Origin of the sequence: Vibrio sinaloensis, assembly GCF_023195835.1 — a bacterium.
GTDB lineage: Bacteria > Pseudomonadota > Gammaproteobacteria > Enterobacterales > Vibrionaceae > Vibrio > Vibrio sinaloensis_C.
This window is the reverse complement of sequence record NZ_CP096199.1, coordinates 2787439-2803605: the sequence shown is the minus strand read 5'-3', so window position 1 is coordinate 2803605 and position 16167 is coordinate 2787439. Positions and strand designations below refer to the sequence as shown.

At 48.7% G+C, this 16167-nt stretch carries 16 protein-coding genes and 1 riboswitch; of the genes, 12 read left to right on the top strand and 4 right to left on the bottom strand.

Annotated features, from left to right (window positions below; all coding sequences use genetic code 11):
• Positions 1 to 25 precede the first annotated feature (25 nt).
• Together glpE and glpG are read left to right on the top strand one after the other, a co-directional pair.
• The gene (gene glpE / locus MTO69_RS12790) at positions 26 to 352 is read left to right on the top strand and encodes a thiosulfate sulfurtransferase GlpE (RefSeq protein ID WP_248329727.1); all 327 of its coding nucleotides are present in this window, start codon (positions 26 to 28) and stop codon (positions 350 to 352) included.
• A gap of 4 nt (positions 353 to 356) precedes the next feature.
• Positions 357 to 1193, top strand: coding sequence for a rhomboid family intramembrane serine protease GlpG (gene glpG, locus MTO69_RS12785; protein ID WP_248329725.1), 837 nt, complete (start codon positions 357 to 359; stop codon positions 1191 to 1193).
• Between the two features lie 39 nt (positions 1194 to 1232).
• Here the strand turns inward: glpG and MTO69_RS12780 are convergent, their stop codons facing one another.
• Complete coding sequence (locus MTO69_RS12780; protein ID WP_248329723.1) at positions 1233 to 1640, bottom strand: flagellar basal body-associated protein FliL; 408 nt, start codon at positions 1638 to 1640, stop codon at positions 1233 to 1235.
• A 165-nt stretch (positions 1641 to 1805) separates the two neighbouring features.
• Here MTO69_RS12780 and MTO69_RS12775 point away from each other — a divergent pair, with 165 nt between their 5' ends.
• Together MTO69_RS12775 and ubiA are read left to right on the top strand one after the other, a co-directional pair.
• Positions 1806 to 2360 (top strand): chorismate lyase, encoded by a 555-nt coding sequence (locus MTO69_RS12775; protein WP_248329721.1) that lies wholly within the window; start codon positions 1806 to 1808, stop codon positions 2358 to 2360.
• A complete protein-coding gene (gene ubiA / locus MTO69_RS12770; RefSeq protein WP_248329719.1) occupies positions 2347 to 3201 on the top strand; it encodes a 4-hydroxybenzoate octaprenyltransferase in 855 nt (284 codons plus the stop codon). Before MTO69_RS12775 ends, ubiA begins: the two co-directional genes overlap by 14 nt.
• 36 nt (positions 3202 to 3237) lie before the next feature.
• On the opposite strand, the gene plsB is transcribed toward ubiA, so the two are convergent.
• A complete protein-coding gene (plsB, locus tag MTO69_RS12765; protein ID WP_248329717.1) occupies positions 3238 to 5673 on the bottom strand; it encodes a glycerol-3-phosphate 1-O-acyltransferase PlsB in 2436 nt (811 codons plus the stop codon).
• Positions 5674 to 5875: 202 nt separating this feature from the next.
• Between plsB and MTO69_RS12760 the strand changes: the two genes are divergently transcribed.
• The 4 genes from MTO69_RS12760 (at position 5876) to dinF (ending at position 9252) form a co-directional block, all read left to right on the top strand.
• On the top strand, positions 5876 to 6241 hold the full coding sequence (locus MTO69_RS12760) for a diacylglycerol kinase (RefSeq protein ID WP_248329715.1): 366 nt from the start codon (positions 5876 to 5878) through the stop codon (positions 6239 to 6241).
• A 105-nt stretch (positions 6242 to 6346) separates the two neighbouring features.
• A complete protein-coding gene (lexA, locus tag MTO69_RS12755; RefSeq protein WP_248329713.1) occupies positions 6347 to 6967 on the top strand; it encodes a transcriptional repressor LexA in 621 nt (206 codons plus the stop codon).
• 86 nt (positions 6968 to 7053) lie between these two features.
• Entirely contained in the window at positions 7054 to 7866 is an 813-nt protein-coding gene (locus MTO69_RS12750) for a class I SAM-dependent methyltransferase (RefSeq protein WP_248329711.1), read from the top strand.
• A gap of 42 nt (positions 7867 to 7908) precedes the next feature.
• Positions 7909 to 9252, top strand: coding sequence for an MATE family efflux transporter DinF (dinF, locus tag MTO69_RS12745; protein ID WP_248329709.1), 1344 nt, complete (start codon positions 7909 to 7911; stop codon positions 9250 to 9252).
• Between the two features lie 31 nt (positions 9253 to 9283).
• Here dinF and sthA read toward each other — a convergent pair whose 3' ends face one another.
• A complete protein-coding gene (gene sthA, locus MTO69_RS12740; RefSeq protein ID WP_248329707.1) occupies positions 9284 to 10684 on the bottom strand; it encodes a Si-specific NAD(P)(+) transhydrogenase in 1401 nt (466 codons plus the stop codon).
• A gap of 288 nt (positions 10685 to 10972) precedes the next feature.
• Between sthA and fabR the strand changes: the two genes are divergently transcribed.
• Together fabR and MTO69_RS12730 are read left to right on the top strand one after the other, a co-directional pair.
• Positions 10973 to 11614 (top strand): HTH-type transcriptional repressor FabR, encoded by a 642-nt coding sequence (gene fabR, locus MTO69_RS12735; RefSeq protein ID WP_248334475.1) that lies wholly within the window; start codon positions 10973 to 10975, stop codon positions 11612 to 11614.
• Positions 11614 to 11997, top strand: a complete 384-nt coding sequence (locus MTO69_RS12730) for a YijD family membrane protein (RefSeq protein WP_248329705.1) — start codon at positions 11614 to 11616, stop codon at positions 11995 to 11997. The genes fabR and MTO69_RS12730 overlap by 1 nt, the downstream gene beginning before the upstream one ends.
• Before the next feature lie 58 nt (positions 11998 to 12055).
• On the opposite strand, the gene trmA is transcribed toward MTO69_RS12730, so the two are convergent.
• Positions 12056 to 13165, bottom strand: a complete 1110-nt coding sequence (gene trmA, locus MTO69_RS12725; RefSeq protein ID WP_248329703.1) for a tRNA (uridine(54)-C5)-methyltransferase TrmA — start codon at positions 13163 to 13165, stop codon at positions 12056 to 12058.
• 202 nt (positions 13166 to 13367) lie between these two features.
• A riboswitch (cobalamin riboswitch) is annotated at positions 13368 to 13568 on the top strand.
• A 35-nt stretch (positions 13569 to 13603) separates the two neighbouring features.
• On the opposite strand from trmA, the gene btuB reads away from it, so the two are divergent.
• Together btuB and MTO69_RS12715 are read left to right on the top strand one after the other, a co-directional pair.
• The gene (gene btuB, locus MTO69_RS12720) at positions 13604 to 15418 is read left to right on the top strand and encodes a TonB-dependent vitamin B12 receptor (RefSeq protein ID WP_248329701.1); all 1815 of its coding nucleotides are present in this window, start codon (positions 13604 to 13606) and stop codon (positions 15416 to 15418) included.
• Between the two features lie 45 nt (positions 15419 to 15463).
• On the top strand, positions 15464 to 16135 hold the full coding sequence (locus tag MTO69_RS12715; protein WP_248329699.1) for an ATPase: 672 nt from the start codon (positions 15464 to 15466) through the stop codon (positions 16133 to 16135).
• Positions 16136 to 16167 lie beyond the last annotated feature (32 nt).

Genomic DNA, 16167 nt, shown 5'->3' with positions numbered 1-16167 from the left:
AATTCAGTGATAAAAGAGAAAGGTTATGGATCAGTTTAAACATATCGATGTGTCAGGCGCTCAAGCATTATTAGCGCAAGGGCAGGCGCGTATGGTCGATATTCGTGACCCGCAGTCTTTTGCGGTCAACCATGCTCAACACGCTTTCCACCTGACCAATGATACTATGGTGACGTTTATGAACGAGGTCGAGTTTGACCAGCCGGTCTTGGTGATGTGTTATCACGGCATCAGCAGCCAAGGTGCGGCGCAATATTTGGTTAACCAAGGCTTCGAGCAGGTGTATAGTGTCGACGGTGGTTTTGAAGCTTGGCACAGAGCCGGGCTTCCGACGGAATCGAATCTAGGATAGTAGTATGGTGCGACTGATCACTCTCAATAATCCAAGAATGGCTCAAGCGTTCATTGATTACATGGCCTCACGGCAGATCGATGTGCAGATGATGCCTGAGGGCGAGGGACAGTTTGCACTCTGGTTACTCCAATCAGAACACCAAATAGAAGCGGAAGCTGAGCTCAATCAGTTTCTCGCTAACCCCAATGCCAGTAAGTATCAAGCGGCTTCATGGGAGCTTGCTGAAACCCGCCGCAACGCATTTAAGTATCACTCTCCGAGTATGCTGGCTATGGTCAAAGCCAAAGCGGGGCCGATAACATTGGCCATCATGTTTACCTGCCTGGTGATGTTCGTATTGCAGCAATTGGGAAGTGGACGCGGCGTGTTTGACGCGTTGCATTTTCCTGCGATTGACGGTCAACAATGGCAGCTATGGCGCTGGTTTAGCCATGCGCTACTGCACTTTTCAGTGATGCATATAGCGTTCAATTTGTTGTGGTGGTGGCAACTTGGTGGCGATATAGAGCAGCGGTTAGGCTCGAGCAAACTGATGCAGATTTTTGCGGTTTCCGCGGCGCTATCTGGCGCTGGTCAATATTGGGTCGAAGGGGCCAACTTTGGCGGTTTATCTGGGGTTGTGTATGCGTTAGTCGGCTATCTCTGGATGTTAGGTTATAAAGCGCCTCAACTGGGATTGACGCTCGCAAAGCCTGTGATTGGTTTTATGCTGGTATGGCTGGTACTTGGCTTTGTGCAACCGTTTATGGCGATTGCCAACACGGCTCACTTAGCCGGCTTGCTGTCGGGAGTGGTACTGGGCCTAGTGGATGCCAATCGAGTGGACAAGCTTAGATAAAAAACGGCGCTGAAGCGCCGTTTTTATTGGTGCCGTTTCTTACTGGTATAGATATTTAGTAAACAGTAGATCGGCAATAATGGTTTTGCCTGTTTCTGGAAGTAGGGTGGCATTTAACTGCTCAACCAGAGTTTTACGCAGATCTTCTCGACCTGCGAGTGAGGTGATGGTCTCTTCGGTTTGTTTACCCAGGAGTTCAACCACAGCGTCGCGGATTAGCGGTTGGTGGCGCTCTATCACGCTAAGATCGGCTTGGCTGGCGACCATGATATCGATTCGTACCTGAATATAGCCGAGCTTTTTGCCCTTAGTATAAAAGTTGGTGGTTAAATCGGGCTCTAGGGTAAAGTAAGCCAGTTGCGGTGTGCCTTCTTGCTCTGCCAGTGCTGGCAGGCTGACAAGTAACCCCCAAGCGATAATTATTTGGCCAAGATAACGTTTCATCATATTTATAACTTTTCTTTCTTCCAATCACGATACTCGAATCGCCTGAGTCTTGTTACAATAGAGCATCTTTTTGTAATAAAAATGCGTTAGCCACGCTTATAGGTGGTTAACATTAAAGAATGAAGCTTTATTGTACGATGATAAGGCTGCTTATTGAATACTAGTATGAATCAATCAACTGCGCTCTATTTATCTGCTTTACGTCAAGTTGAATGGCAAGATCCTACTGATTTTAACTTTCCGACGGCGGCTGCGAAGAACTGGTTGCTGGAACAGGGCTCGTTGTCACGTTTATTGGAGTCCCATTGCCATAGCTTGAGCGTCGATTTGCTGCACAACAGGATCGTCAAAGCAGAAAAACTCAACGCCCAAGAGATTGGCTTGTTGGCCGATGAGCAATGCTTGCTGCGCAAGGTGGTTTTAAAAGGGGACGGTCAAGCTTGGGTATTGGGGCGAACGCTGATCCCTGAAACCTCAATGCAGGGGCAGCATTTTGATCTCGCAGAGCAAGGTGAAATCCCACTTGGGCTGACCGTATTTAGTGCTAGCAACGTCAAACGCGATGCGCTGCAAGTTGCGACTATTAAGCTGGATGGTCGAACCCTACTGGCGCGCCGGTCGCGTTTATGGATGAATCACAAACCTATGCTGGTGGCCGAGCTGTTTTTGCCCACCGCCCCGATTTATGCAAAGGAGAAGAGTTGCAATGACCGCGGATAAAGCTGTTGCTTACTGGCAGTTAATGCGCATGGACAAGCCAATCGGTACTTTGTTATTACTTTGGCCAACCTTGTGGGCACTGATTATCTCGGCGCAAGGGATGCCAAGCGTAAACGTTCTAGTCGTATTCGTGTTGGGGGTGATTTTTATGCGTGCGGCAGGGTGTGTGATCAATGACTTTGCCGACCGCAAGGTGGATGGACACGTCAAGCGCACCAAGCAGCGTCCATTACCTTCCGGTAGGGTGAGTGCAAAAGAAGCGCTAGGTTTGTTTATCGTGCTTGCCGTCAGTTCATTCTTATTGGTCATGAGCATGAATGCACTGACCATTAAACTCTCTTTTGTCGGTATCTTTCTCGCATTTATCTATCCGTTTATGAAGCGCTACACCCATTTACCTCAGTTGTTTTTGGGGCTGGCGTTCAGTTGGTCTATCCCTATGGCGTGGGCTGCTGAGGCCAACGAAATCCCTATGATGGTCTGGTTTATTTTTGCCATCAATGCGCTGTGGACGATCGCCTACGACACTCAATATGCCATGGTCGACAGAGACGATGATTTGAAAATTGGTATTAAGTCGACGGCGATACTATTTGGTCGCTTCGATAAGATGGTGATTGGCGTGTTGCAACTGATGACATTGGCCATGCTCATGTGGGTGGGCGTTTACTACCAGCTTGGTGCCAGCTACTACTGGTGTTTGCTTATTGCTGGCGCGCTATTTGTGTTTCAGCAGCACCTGATTCGTCATCGGGATCGTGAACTCTGCTTCCGCGCCTTTCTCAACAACAATTATGTCGGTATGGTCATCACTATCGGATTGTTTATTGCCTTTTGGTAAATGAAAGAGGGCATCATGATGATGCCCTTATCGTTTCTATTTTTGCTCGGTAGCTTGATAGATACTTTCTTTGATGGTCAAGCGCACTTCTGGATAAAGCATAGAGTAGAGCAGTTTGGCTAACTCTTTGCTCTTGATGCTATCGCAGTTGCCATCACTGTCGAGATACGCTTGCTGTTTGAGCGTGGTAAACATTGCTGAGAATACCCCTTTGTCAAAGAACTCCGGAGCGTTGATTCCATGCAAGCGGCCCAAACGCTGAGCAATATCTTGGCTCTTCTGCTCTAAATCAGATTTAGCGAGATCAGGGCTTGCCACCAATAAGTTCAGCGCAATGGCATAACGTTGTAGCGTTTCTGTGATGGTGCGGCCCAATAGAACCAGAACTTGATTATTGGCTTGGTTCATTGCCACGTTGTGCTGGTCATCAATCGTGACTAAGCCCTGATGTGCTAACTCTTCAATATAGGCTTCAGTGAGATCGGCCAACTTTTCTGGTTCGATACTCAAAAACAGCTCCTGTTGCAAGAACGGATAGATGAGCGACACATTCTGTTGGATCTGCTGTAGCGATAATTGCTGCTGACGAACCAACATCTGTGCGATGAGTGCAGGGATAGCCAACAAATGAATAATGTTATTGCGATAGTAAGTCATCAAGATCGACTGGTTGCGATCCAGTGAAATAATATCGCCCATGCTATCGGTTTCGATAATAAATTTATCGAGCGACTCGGCATGCTTAACCAGGGCCTCTGCGTCGTCTTGCGGGACAGTGTAAGTGTCGGAATAGGGCACATTGTTGAGAATCGACAGATAACAATTGATCTGGTTGACTAGACTGTCGCGCGACAAAGCACGTTGACGAGAAGCCAATAGCGCCGTCGCACATAATGTCATGGCATTGGCTGCTGCGGCATCGTTGATGTGCGTCATCATCTTAGTGGCCAGCGAGTTCACCACTGGGTTAAGCCATTGTGGTTTGCTGCTACCCATAGGATCGATATCTTTAGTCCACTCTGGGGCTTGCTCGTTGAGGTATTGATTGAGCGGAATCGGCTCACCAAAGTTCACATACCCTTGACCGAAGTTCTTGAGTTTGCGAATGGTACGAAGCACTAAGCTGGCGTTCTCTTTTTCTTTGCGTTTGCCGCGCAGCTCTTTAGCGTAGGTGCCAACTTCCATCACATGCTCATAACCGATGTAGACCGGAACCAGGGTGACCGGACGGTTCAAACCACGCAACATGGCTTGAATGGTCATGGCAAGCATGCCGGTTTTGGCTTGCAGTAAGCGACCAGTGCGTGAGCGACCACCCTCGCTGAAGTACTCAACCGAATAGCCTTTGGCAAACAGCTCGGCTAGATACTCGCGGAAGATAGTTGAGTAGAGCTTGTTACCCTTAAAGCTGCGGCGGATAAAGAAGGCGCCGCCGCGGCGGAAAATCGGCCCGGCTGGGAAGAAGTTTAGGTTGATACCCGCGGCGATGTGCGGCGGAACCATGCCCTCGTGATACAGCACATAAGAGAGCAACAGATAGTCCATATGGCTACGGTGACAAGGCACATAGACAATTTCATGGCCGTCTTGGGCGAGTTTGCGCACGGTGGCGGCGTTATTGATATTCAAGCCTTGGTAGATGCGATTCCATAGCCAGCCCAACAGTCGATCGCCACTTTTGACCAATGAGTAAGAAAAGTCAGCGGCAATCTCATCCATGATCGCGTGGGCTTCTTTGCGCACTTTATCGATTGGGACATCTTTTGAGTTGGCTTCGTCACGAATCACCTTTTCAATCGCCTTGGATCTCATTAGACGATTAAACAGGGCTTGGCGGCTCGGTAGGTTCGGGCCTGACGCTGCGAGTTTTTGGCGTGAAAAGTGGATACGTGCAACACGCGCCAGTTTATGAGCAATGGATGTGTCTGTGCCGTGTGAATCTGCCATGTAGCGCAATGACACTACTGGGCTAATTCGAACTAAGCAATCACGGCCTGATAGCAACACAGCTTTGGCTTTTTGTGGGCCATTGAGCGATTGCAGGTAAGGCTTTTGCTGCGACTCTTTGCCAGGTTTGCGCCCCCACAAAACCGTGGTGGGAATCACTTGCACATCCAACTCAGAATCAAACTTATGCAGCTCTAGCAGATCAGAGAATAGAGTGACCGATTCATTCGGGACGTCTTGGTCATCGCTGATCACAATGTCGCGAGCAGAGGTAAACACGTAACGTTTAAATGACTTACCATTGATTTCTGCTGCTTGCAGTGGGTCTGGTAAGCCGAGTGCCAACGCCTGTTTCTGCAGCGCCAGCAAGTCAACATTTGATCGATATGGCAGTGCGTAAATAATCGGCTTGTTTATATCAATACTATGATCTTCAATAGGATTTGAAGGAATTGTTGTCCCTTTTACTAACAGCGACATCGGCAGTTTTAGTAAAGAGTGCGATAACATTCGTCCAGAAGACATAAGGTTCTTGGCCTCAAAAGTAAATAAATTGCATAAGCAGATTTCCATTTCTTTTAATATAGAAGTGGAGATGTGCCCAAGCGTGATTTTTATAGCCGGCAAGGATACCAGAAACTGGTCGAACCTTTTACCTATTATTGATTAGGAAAACGTCAATCTTTACCTCGATAGCATCGCCCTATCAACTGACAAGAGATCGCACTTGCAAACCAAAACAACCCATGGACTCAAACGCCTGAAAAAGGCACTAAGATACTCCCTTCAAGGACTCAAAGCCGCGTTTAACAGTGAACCGGCGTTCAAAGAAGAAGTGTTACTCGCTGGCATCATGATCCCACTCGCATTGCTCCTGGCAGATCAAGCGTGGCAGCGTATTGCGCTTATTGGCAGCGTGGTATTGGTGCTGCTCCTTGAGTTAGTCAATAGTGCGATTGAAGCGGCCGTTGACCGAATGGGAACCGAGTACAACGCGTATGCCAAGCGGGCAAAAGACATCGCTTCTGCCGCGGTTATGCTTAGTATGTTACTCACAGGTTATGTGTGGCTTGAAGTGCTGTTTTTCTCTTAACCGCGCAAGGGCGCGTCAAACCTACTAAAAAACAATCAATTGGCTTTTCATTTTCAAAATTACTGGATATACTCACAGTTAACTGTATAAAAAGACAGGTGACTTATGAAGCCGTTAACGCCCCGCCAACAACAAGTATTTGACCTCATCAAAAGTAAAATTGATGACACGGGTATGCCACCCACCCGCGCTGAAATCGCACGCGAGCTGGGCTTTCGCTCTGCGAACGCAGCAGAAGAACACTTAAAAGCGCTTGCGCGCAAACAGGCGATTGAAATCATCCCTGGCGCTTCGCGCGGCATTCGTATTCTGCTTGAAGACGCAGCCAATGACGAAGAGGGGCTCCCTCTGATTGGTCAGGTCGCGGCAGGTGAACCGATCCTTGCGCAAGAACATGTCGAGACGCACTACCAAGTCGATCCAGGCATGTTTAAGCCACAAGCTGACTTCTTGCTGCGCGTTAACGGTGAGAGTATGAAGGATATCGGCATCATGGACGGCGACTTACTTGCGGTGCACAAAACCCAAGATGTGCGTGATGGTCAAGTGGTGGTGGCGCGCGTCGATGACGATGTCACTGTTAAACGTCTAGAACGTAAAGGTTCGACGGTCTTGTTGCATGCCGAAAACCAAGAGTTTGCGCCTATCAAGGTCGATTTGACCAGTCAGCATCTCACTATTGAAGGGCTTGCGGTCGGCATCATTCGTAATACCGACTGGATGTAAACCCCACCTGAGATTCATTCTCATTTGTTGATTTTGTAATTGATATTCATTATCATCTTCAATCTGAATACAGAAGGAAGATGATAATGGCCGCTAAATCCGCAGCGAACAAACATCGTTACCAAATTCCACTGGGCTTGTTGCAACCTATGTGGTTGCGTAGCCGTGAAACTTTGGTCGATAACGCGCTTGTTTACGACCCTATCGCAACGCGAGCCTGCCAGCGTTGCCAACTTGCTCCTGAATGTTTCTCTGGTGACATCGACCAGAAGCAATTACTGCATGTCACCCTTGCCCGTCTGTGCGATCAGCACGTCTCCGCCTTTATTAAGCGCAACCCTGATGGTTGGATTATTAACGTCGGCGCGGGTTTAGATACCCGTTTTTATCGCGTTGATAATGGCCGCTGCCATTGGTTAGAGCTTGATGTTAGCGAACACTTACTCTGGCGCGAAAAGCTTTTCCATAGAAGTGAGCGCTACCACCACTTGTGCGGTAGCGTTGACGATCTCAGTTGGCTTGAGCAGTTACCCATCGCTGAAAAAGCGCCAGTGTTGATCGTGTGTGAACACGCGTTGTTAGATTGTACTGAGCGGCAAGTGGCCAAATTCGTCCAAGCGTTAGGATGCCATTTTGACAGTGCTCAGGTGTGTATGGTGCTGGCTGGCGACCTGTGCAACAGTAAATTGGGCCGCAAGATGGGCACGTCTCACTATCAGCACGGCTATCGTTCGCCCGGAGAGGCGATACTCAATTGTTTACCTTGGGCGCGTTGGGTGCGCACTGACTCTCCACTTGATCGTGACTGCGGGCGCTGGAAAATGTGGCAGCGTTTGGTGACTAAACTACACGGCTATAAACAGCGATTAACTCCGGTAGTGGTTCAGCTTCGCTGGTAATCTCGGTTACACTGGTGACACTATGTCTTAACGAGTTACTCTGTGTCACTGCTACAAACTCTTTCCGATCGCACTGTACATAAACAAGTGCTGCTTCTCGCCATTCCTATGGTGCTTTCCAATATTACTGTCCCACTACTTGGCTTAGTTGATGCTGCGGTGGTCGGTCACCTCGAGCATGCCTGGTATTTGGGCGGCGTGGCTCTTGGCAGCACCATGATTAGTGTCACCTTCTGGCTACTGGGCTTTTTACGCATGTCGACGACGGGGCTGACCGCTCAGGCACATGGCGCGAACAATAAGCACCAGTTTGGCCTGGTTTTTACCCAAGGCATGGTAATGGCACTGCTTTTGGCGGCGCTGTTTCTTGTGCTGCATCAACCCATAGGTCATTGGGTGCTCGGACTCAGCGAGGCCAGTGATGAGGTCAAGCAGTATGCGGCGCAGTATTTCTTTATCCGTGCCTGGAGCGCCCCAGCCGCTCTCGCCAACTTTGTCTTACTCGGTTGGCTGCTCGGTGCGCAAAACGCTAAAGCGCCAATGTGGATGGTGATTATTGTCAATGTGACCAACATTGTACTCGATCTGCTGTTTGTGGTTGGTCTGGGCTGGAAAGTGGAGGGCGCTGCACTTGCCTCTGTGGTGGCCGACTACACAGGGATGAGCTTTGGTCTAGTGTGCGTTTGGCACCGATGGCATCGAGAGGCGCTGCCGTCACTGGTTAAACTGCTCAAAGATACTCGCCAAGATCTTAGCCGCTTTGTCCGGCTCAATCGCGATATCTTTTTGCGCTCGCTCTGTTTACAAGCGGCGTTCACCTTTATGACTTTTCAGGGGGCGAGTTTTGGTGACGAGATTGTCGCCGCCAATGCAGTATTAATGAGCTTTTTGATGATGATTTCCTACGCGATGGATGGTTTCGCCTATGCGATGGAAGCCATGGTTGGAAAGGCGATGGGCGCGAAAGACAAGCGCCAACTCTCGCGCTCGTTAGTGGGAACGGTCTTTTGGAGTCTGATCATCTGCTTGATGTTGACAGGAGTATTTGCTCTATCCGGATCGCGCTTGATCGCGATGATCACGGATATTGAATCGGTTCGAACGATTGCAGCGGTTTATCTGCCATGGCTGGTGGCGATGCCGCTGGTATCGATGTGGTGTTTTCTATTGGACGGGGTGTTTATTGGCGCCACTAAAGGTGGAGAGATGCGCAACGCCATGTTTGTCTCAACCAGTGGCTTTTTCTTAGTGTTTTATGCGAGTGCTGAGCTGGGGAATCACGCCTTGTGGCTGGCGATGCTCAGTTTTATGGCGCTGCGTGGCGTAACGCTGGCCGCTGCGCTCTGGTACCAATGGCGTCGGCAAACCTTTTTGCTGCATGCATAAAAAAAGCCGGACACTGTCCGGCTTGTTGTGATTAAAACAATCGATTAAGACCATTGAGCGCCGCGACGCGGTATGCTTCTGCCATGGTCGGGTAGTTAAAGGTGGTGTTGACGAAGTATTCAATGGTATTCGCTTCGCCTTTTTGCTCCATAATCGCTTGCCCGATATGAATGATCTCGGCTGCACGCTCACCAAAACAGTGAATACCTAAGATCTCTTTGGTTTCGCGATGGAACAAAATCTTCAAGCTACCAATATCTTTCCCGGCGATCTGGGCGCGAGCTAAGTGTTTGAAAGAGGAACGGCCCACTTCGTAAGGCACTTTTGCCGCCGTCAGCTCCTGTTCTGTTTTACCTACCGAGCTGATTTCAGGAATGGTGTAGATGCCGGTGGGAATATCCTCGATAAGATTACCATCGGCTTGACCCTTATTGATCGCCTGTGCCACAAAGCGGCCTTGGTCGTAGGCGGCACTGGCCAGGCTTGGATAGCCAATCACATCGCCGACTGCGTAGATGTGTTCGACTTCGGTCTGATAATTGCCGTCGACCTTCAACTGGCCGCGTGAGTCTGCTTGAAGTCCGACCGCCGCTAAGTTCAGTTTGTCGGTGTTACCGGTACGACCATTCGCGTAGAGCAGACAATCGGCACGCATTTTTTTACCTGATTGAAGATGAACAATCACGCCATCTTCGGTGCCTTCGATTTTTTCGTACGTTTCATCGTTACGAATCACCACACCGCTATTCCAGAAATGGTATGACAAGGCGTCGGAGACCTCGTTATCGAGGAAAGACAACAAGCGATCACGAGTGTTGATCAGGTCAGTTTTTACCCCCAAGCCACGGAAAATAGACGCGTACTCACAGCCGATAACGCCCGCACCGTAAATGATGATATGACGCGGATCGTGCTTAAGGTTCAAAATCGAGTCGCTATCGTAGATTCGCTCATGCAGAAAATCGACGTCTGCAGGTTGGTAAGGACGAGAGCCGGTCGCGATCACAAAGCGATCCGCGCTGTACGTTTCTTCGGTCCCATCGCTTTGCATGACCGCAATCGTATATTTATCGATAAAGCGCGCAGTGCCAAAAATCAGCGAACACTGGTTACGGTCATAGAACCCTTGACGCAGCCGGGTTTGCTTATCGATCACCGACTTGGCGTGACCAAGAATATTGGAAAAGGTGGAGTGGATGCTGGTGTTGTTGTGACAAAACAGCGGGTTGTTATTGAACTCGATGATGCGGCTCACCGCATGACGCAATGCTTTGGATGGAATTGTTCCCCAGTGGGTACAGCCACCGCCGACACTACTCTCTTTTTCTACAATGGCGACGTTTAATCCTGCTTTGGTTAATCCCATCGCTGCCCCTTCACCACCGGGACCACTACCAATAACGATTACATCAAAGTGGTTGTTCTCCGCCATAGCGTATTTTTCCTTGTTATAGAGTCTTAACATTGCTGTAGCGAGATTTTAACTGATTCACTGCAAGCGTAAATGACAAGCACACTAGAGAGTCGGCGAGATCACGCACAAGAGGAGAAATTGCTTAAAGGGTATGCCGTATGTCTCTAATTGATGGTGATAAGATTGAATTCTTATCTCAGCTCGGTTTAATTGCCACTCGGTCATCAAAGCTAACGATTTTGGCTTATCTCGTTAGGTCAATCGTTGTATATTAACGGCATCAGCAGTAAAGACAGAATGACAACTATGAAATCCATGGGAATTAGGGCGCAGCAGAAAGAGAAAACTCGTCGTTCTTTAATTGATGCTGCGTTCAGTCAACTCAGTGCCGACCGCAGCTTTTCCAACCTAAGCTTGCGAGAAGTGGCGCGCGAAGCCGGCATTGCGCCGACCTCGTTTTACCGCCATTTCAAAGATATGGACGAGTTGGGTTTGACCATGGTGGATGAAGGCGGCCTATTGTTGCGTCAGTTAATGCGCCAAGCACGGCAACGCATCGTAAAAGAGGGGAGTGTGATTCGCACCTCGGTAGAAACCTTTATGGAGTTCATCGAAAGCAGTCCAAACGTTTTTCGTTTGCTACTGCGCGAACGCTCTGGTACCTCGTTTGAATTTCGTAATGCGGTCGCGCGCGAAATCCAACATTTTGTCGCAGAGATGACAGAATATTTGATCAGTACCGGCATGACGCGTGACGAAGCCTATACTCAGGCTGAAGCGTCAGTAACCTTAGTCTTTAGCTCTGGGGCTGAGGCATTAGATTTAGATAGACACCAACGCGACGAACTCGCGGAACGTCTAATTATGCAACTGCGAATGATAGCCAAAGGCGCTTTCTGGTATCGCAAAGAACGTGAACGTAACCGATTAAAAGGTGGGGTAGATTAATGTCGAACGAAACAAACCAAGTTAATCGTGGCTCAGAACGAAAAACACTGGTGCTTGCTCTAGTAGCAGGCATGTGTGGTGACGCAATGCTGTCTTGGCTAACGATGAGCGAAGTCTCTTTTTCTATTTTTCCACTGATAGCGCTGGTGCTGTCAGTACAAGCACTGTACCGCGAGTACCTAGCTAACCCAGTGTCTGAAGATCTTCCATTGGTTGGGTTAGCCTGTTTCTTTGTCGGGGCGTTTGGCCACTCTGCCTTTGTTAAAGCGCAATACCCAGAGGCAGGCTCGAACATGTTAGCGATCTTCATTACCTTAGGCTTGCTGCTTTGGGTGGCAAAGAAGCTCGGATTCCTTACCTCCAGCGAAAAAGCGCAATCTTAAGCGTTCATCACTACAAGCAAAAACGAGCCGCTAGCGGCTCGTTTTTATTTCGACGGGATTAACCTTTACGTTCCAGAAGTACACCGGCTTCCATGTGGTGGGTGTATGGGAACTGATCAAACAGCGCGAAGCGAGTGATGGTATGGGTTTCGCTCAACACCTCTAAGTTCTCTTTTAATGTCTCTGGATTGCATGAGATGTACATGATGCGCTCATAGCCTTGCACCATCTTACAGGTGTCGATATCCATACCTGCGCGAGGTGGATCAACGAAGATGGTGTTGCAGTTGTAACTGTTCAGTTCGACACCCGCATCCTTCAAACGGCGGAACTCTCGCTTGCCTTCAATCGCCTGAGTAAACTCTTCAGCAGATAGGCGTAGGATCTGCACATTGTCGATGTTATTCGCCTTGATATTGTACTGAGCCGATTCAACTGATGGCTTGGCTAGCTCAGTCGCCAGTACTCGGTCAAAGTTTTGTGCCAGTGCAAGTGAAAAGTTGCCATTGCCGCAGTAAAGCTCAAGTAAGTCGCCTTGGCTATCTTGGGTGCAATCGACCGCCCACTCCAACATCTTCTCTGCCACCTTGCCATTGGGCTGGGTGAAGCTGTTTTCTACTTGCTGATAGACATAAGGCTGCCCATTGACATCGAGCTTCTCGATCACATAGTCACGATCAAGCACAATCTTCATCTTACGCGCACGGCCAATGATGTTGAGGTTAAAGCCTTCATCATTTAGGCGCTGTTTTAATGCCTTAGCTTCGGTGGTCCACTGTTCATCAAGCTGACGGTGGTAAAGTAGTGAGACTAAAATCTCGCCACTTAAGGTCGATAGAAAGTCGACTTGGAACAGTTTACGGCGCAGTGAATCATTGTCTTTCATCGCGTCGATGAGCAGTGGCATCAGATCGTTGATCAAACGGCTCGCGGCTGGGAACTGGTCTACACGGTATTTTTCACGAGTCTCTTGGTTGAACATGATGTAGTAGAGCTCATCACCCTCATGCCAAACTCGAAATTCCGCGCGCATGCGGTAGTTTTGCTCTGGAGATTCAAATACTTCCAACTCAGGTACATTGTAAGCTGCGAACATCTCTGTGAGACGGCCGACCTTCTCGGCCAATTGTTCTTGGTAGCGTTGCGGGTTTACATCAAGAGTCGCCATGATTATTACCTTTGGTATTCGTACCTGTGGAGGGTGTATTTAATTTAAGAGCGCAGATTTTATTCAATCTCAGCGCTATGTCCAGCGCTTCGCGGCCAATCTGGCAAAGATTGGTGGTAAAGCTCAGAGAAACTAAGCTTGATCAGCGCGACTAATTTATAGATTAGAGCAATATTGGCTGGACAAACTATTGAATCCTCAATAACATCGTCGCCAAGCTGGTGCTGTCTAGATGTATAGATGGCCAAAAGGGAATCTGGTGTGAATCCAGAACTGACGCGCAGCGGTAAAAGAGAACGAAAGCTCAAATAGACACTGCATCGAATCGATGTGGGAAGTCGAGTGACTAGGTGGCTAAGCCAAGCTCTTGAGTCCGAATACCTGCCAGCGGCTGAGTGATGTTCACTCAGTAGGACTTACGCGATTTAGGATTACAACATGAACCGATCTATCTTAGCGCTAGCCGTTACGTCACTGCTAGGGCACGCCTCTTATTCTTTCGCCACAGAGATCTCTGTCGACGAAACCATCATAGTCACCGCCAACCGATTTGAGCAAAGCACCGAAAGTGTGGTGGCCCAAGTCGAAGTCGTGACTAGAGCCGATATCGAACGTATTCAAGCCAAGTCGATTACTGATGTTTTTCAGCGCTTGACCGGCGTCCAAGTGTCACAAAATGGTGGCAGAGGTCAGCAAGCATCGATTTTTGTTCGCGGTGCTAACTCGGACCAAGTGCTCGTTCTGATTGATGGGATTCGTTTTGCACGCGCCGCAAAAGGTGGGGTTGATTTTAGCCAACTGCCGATCGCGTTCGTTGAGCGTATCGAGTATGTGCGTGGGGCTAGAGCAGCGATGTATGGCTCTGAGGCGATTGGCGGTGTGATCAATATTATTACCCGCGCCAGTTCCGATAACGATACAACCCAAGTCAGCGCCGGACTAGGTAGCCTTGACTACCAACAGTTAAGCGCTGTAAGTGGTGTCAAAGTGGGCGAGCACGGTCACCTCAATCTCTCTGTTGGTTACGATGCCGACCAAGGGTATAACGTGCGCCCTGTAAAAGGCGTCAATGATCAAGACCGTCACGGCTTTGAGTCGCGTAATGCGCTGATTGGCTATGTGCATGATTTTGATAGTCAATGGAGTGGGCATGCCAACCTACGTTTCTTTGACAACATTTCTCAATACGATGCAAGTTACTCGACAAGAGACTACAAAGAAGCCCAAGTACGCAACACAACAGTGGCCGGCGGCATTAAGTATCAGGGTGACGCGCTGACTTCGCAGGTGCTAGTCAACTATCAAAACCAAGACAATTGGAACTACACGAAAGACCAAGGCAAACACTCAACTAGCGCTGTCGCCGATGAGTTACAGCAAACTAACTTCCAATGGCTTGCTAACTATCAGTTGAACGAGGCTGTGGTTGTTAACGGCGGCGTGGATTGGCGCAATGAAGCCTATATTGTTAAACCGTCTGATGTTGAGTACGACCGTAATAACACCGCAGTGTTCGCGGCGTTGAATGCAGACTATCAACAATGGTTTGGTGAGTTGAGTTTGCGGGTTGACGACAATCAGCAGTTCGGTTCAGAAACGACTTACAATACCGGAGCGGGTTATCGATTGGGTTCATGGCTAGTTGTGAAGGCTGCCTATGGGACTTCATTTAAAGCGCCCAATTTATATCAACTGTACAGTTATTACGGTAACCAAAAGCTTAATGCAGAGAAAGCCGACTCGTTGGAGTTAACGCTTAGTGGTGCGGTTTATGGTGTCGACTGGTCGATCACCGGCTACGATACCAACATAAACAACCTAATCGATTACAATTTTACTACCAGTAAGTACTACAACTCGCCAGGTGAGAGCCAGTTGCGAGGGGTAGAAATTGTCGCCATGTTCAATACCGAGTGGATTTCTCACCAGCTTAGTGCCGATCTTAAAAATCCTAAAGATCAGTCAGGTAAGCAGCTAATCCGTCGTGCGCAAGAAATCTACAAGTATAATGCCCTTGCTCAATTTAATGAGTTTGACGTTTCATTGGGTTACCAATATGTTGGTAAGAGACCTGACTTCTCGCAAGAACTGGCCGCTTATGGTTTGTTTGACTTAGCAGTCAGTTATTATGCGAACGAGCATTTAACTCTCAACGGTCGAATCGAAAACCTCAGCGACGAGCAGTATCAAACCGCAGCGGGTTATCCTGCGCCGGAGCGTGGTTATTACCTCAACGCCATTTATCAGTTTTAGTTATGCAGCCGCCTTCTCCAGGCGGCTTTGTTTTATCGAGTGTGTATGAAAAAGAACGTCATTGTTAGTTGGTCCAGTGGTAAAGATTCAGCCCTTACCCTTGAGAGGTTGATGGAAAGCGAGCACTATGAGGTAGTGGGCTTGTATACCACTTATGTAAAAGATGAAGTGCCTTTTCAGGCCACGCCTCTATATCTACTGGACATTCAAGCTGAACTGCTAGGCCTGCCTCTTATCAAAATAGCGCTGCCCGAGGAATTTCCAGCGAACGATATTTACCAATCGACCATTATTAATGCCTTGAAGCAGAGCCAGCTTGATATCGCAGCGGTTGCCTTTGGTGACATGTTCTGTAATGGCATTGAAGCCTACAGGCGCAGCTATATCGAGCCGGCAGGGTGGGAGTGTGTGTTTCCCTTATTGGGAGAACATAGCGCGCAGCTAGCACAAGAAATCCTCGAACGAGGGATCCAAACCTTAGTCGTGACCACAGATGGCACTCAGCTTGATAGCGCCTATTGTGGCCAATGGTACACGCAAGAGTTTATCGCTAGTCTGCCTCAAGGTGTGGATCCATGCGGAGAAAATGGCGAATTTCACACCCTAGTGACCTCGACCCGCAGCTACTCGGGAAGGATTGCGCTAGAATTGACTCACCTAGAGCGAGGGCAAAGGTTCACTCATCAGAGATACTCAGCGAAGAGATTGCCAAATTGAAACCAGTGGGTATCATTGCCAAGTCAAAACTT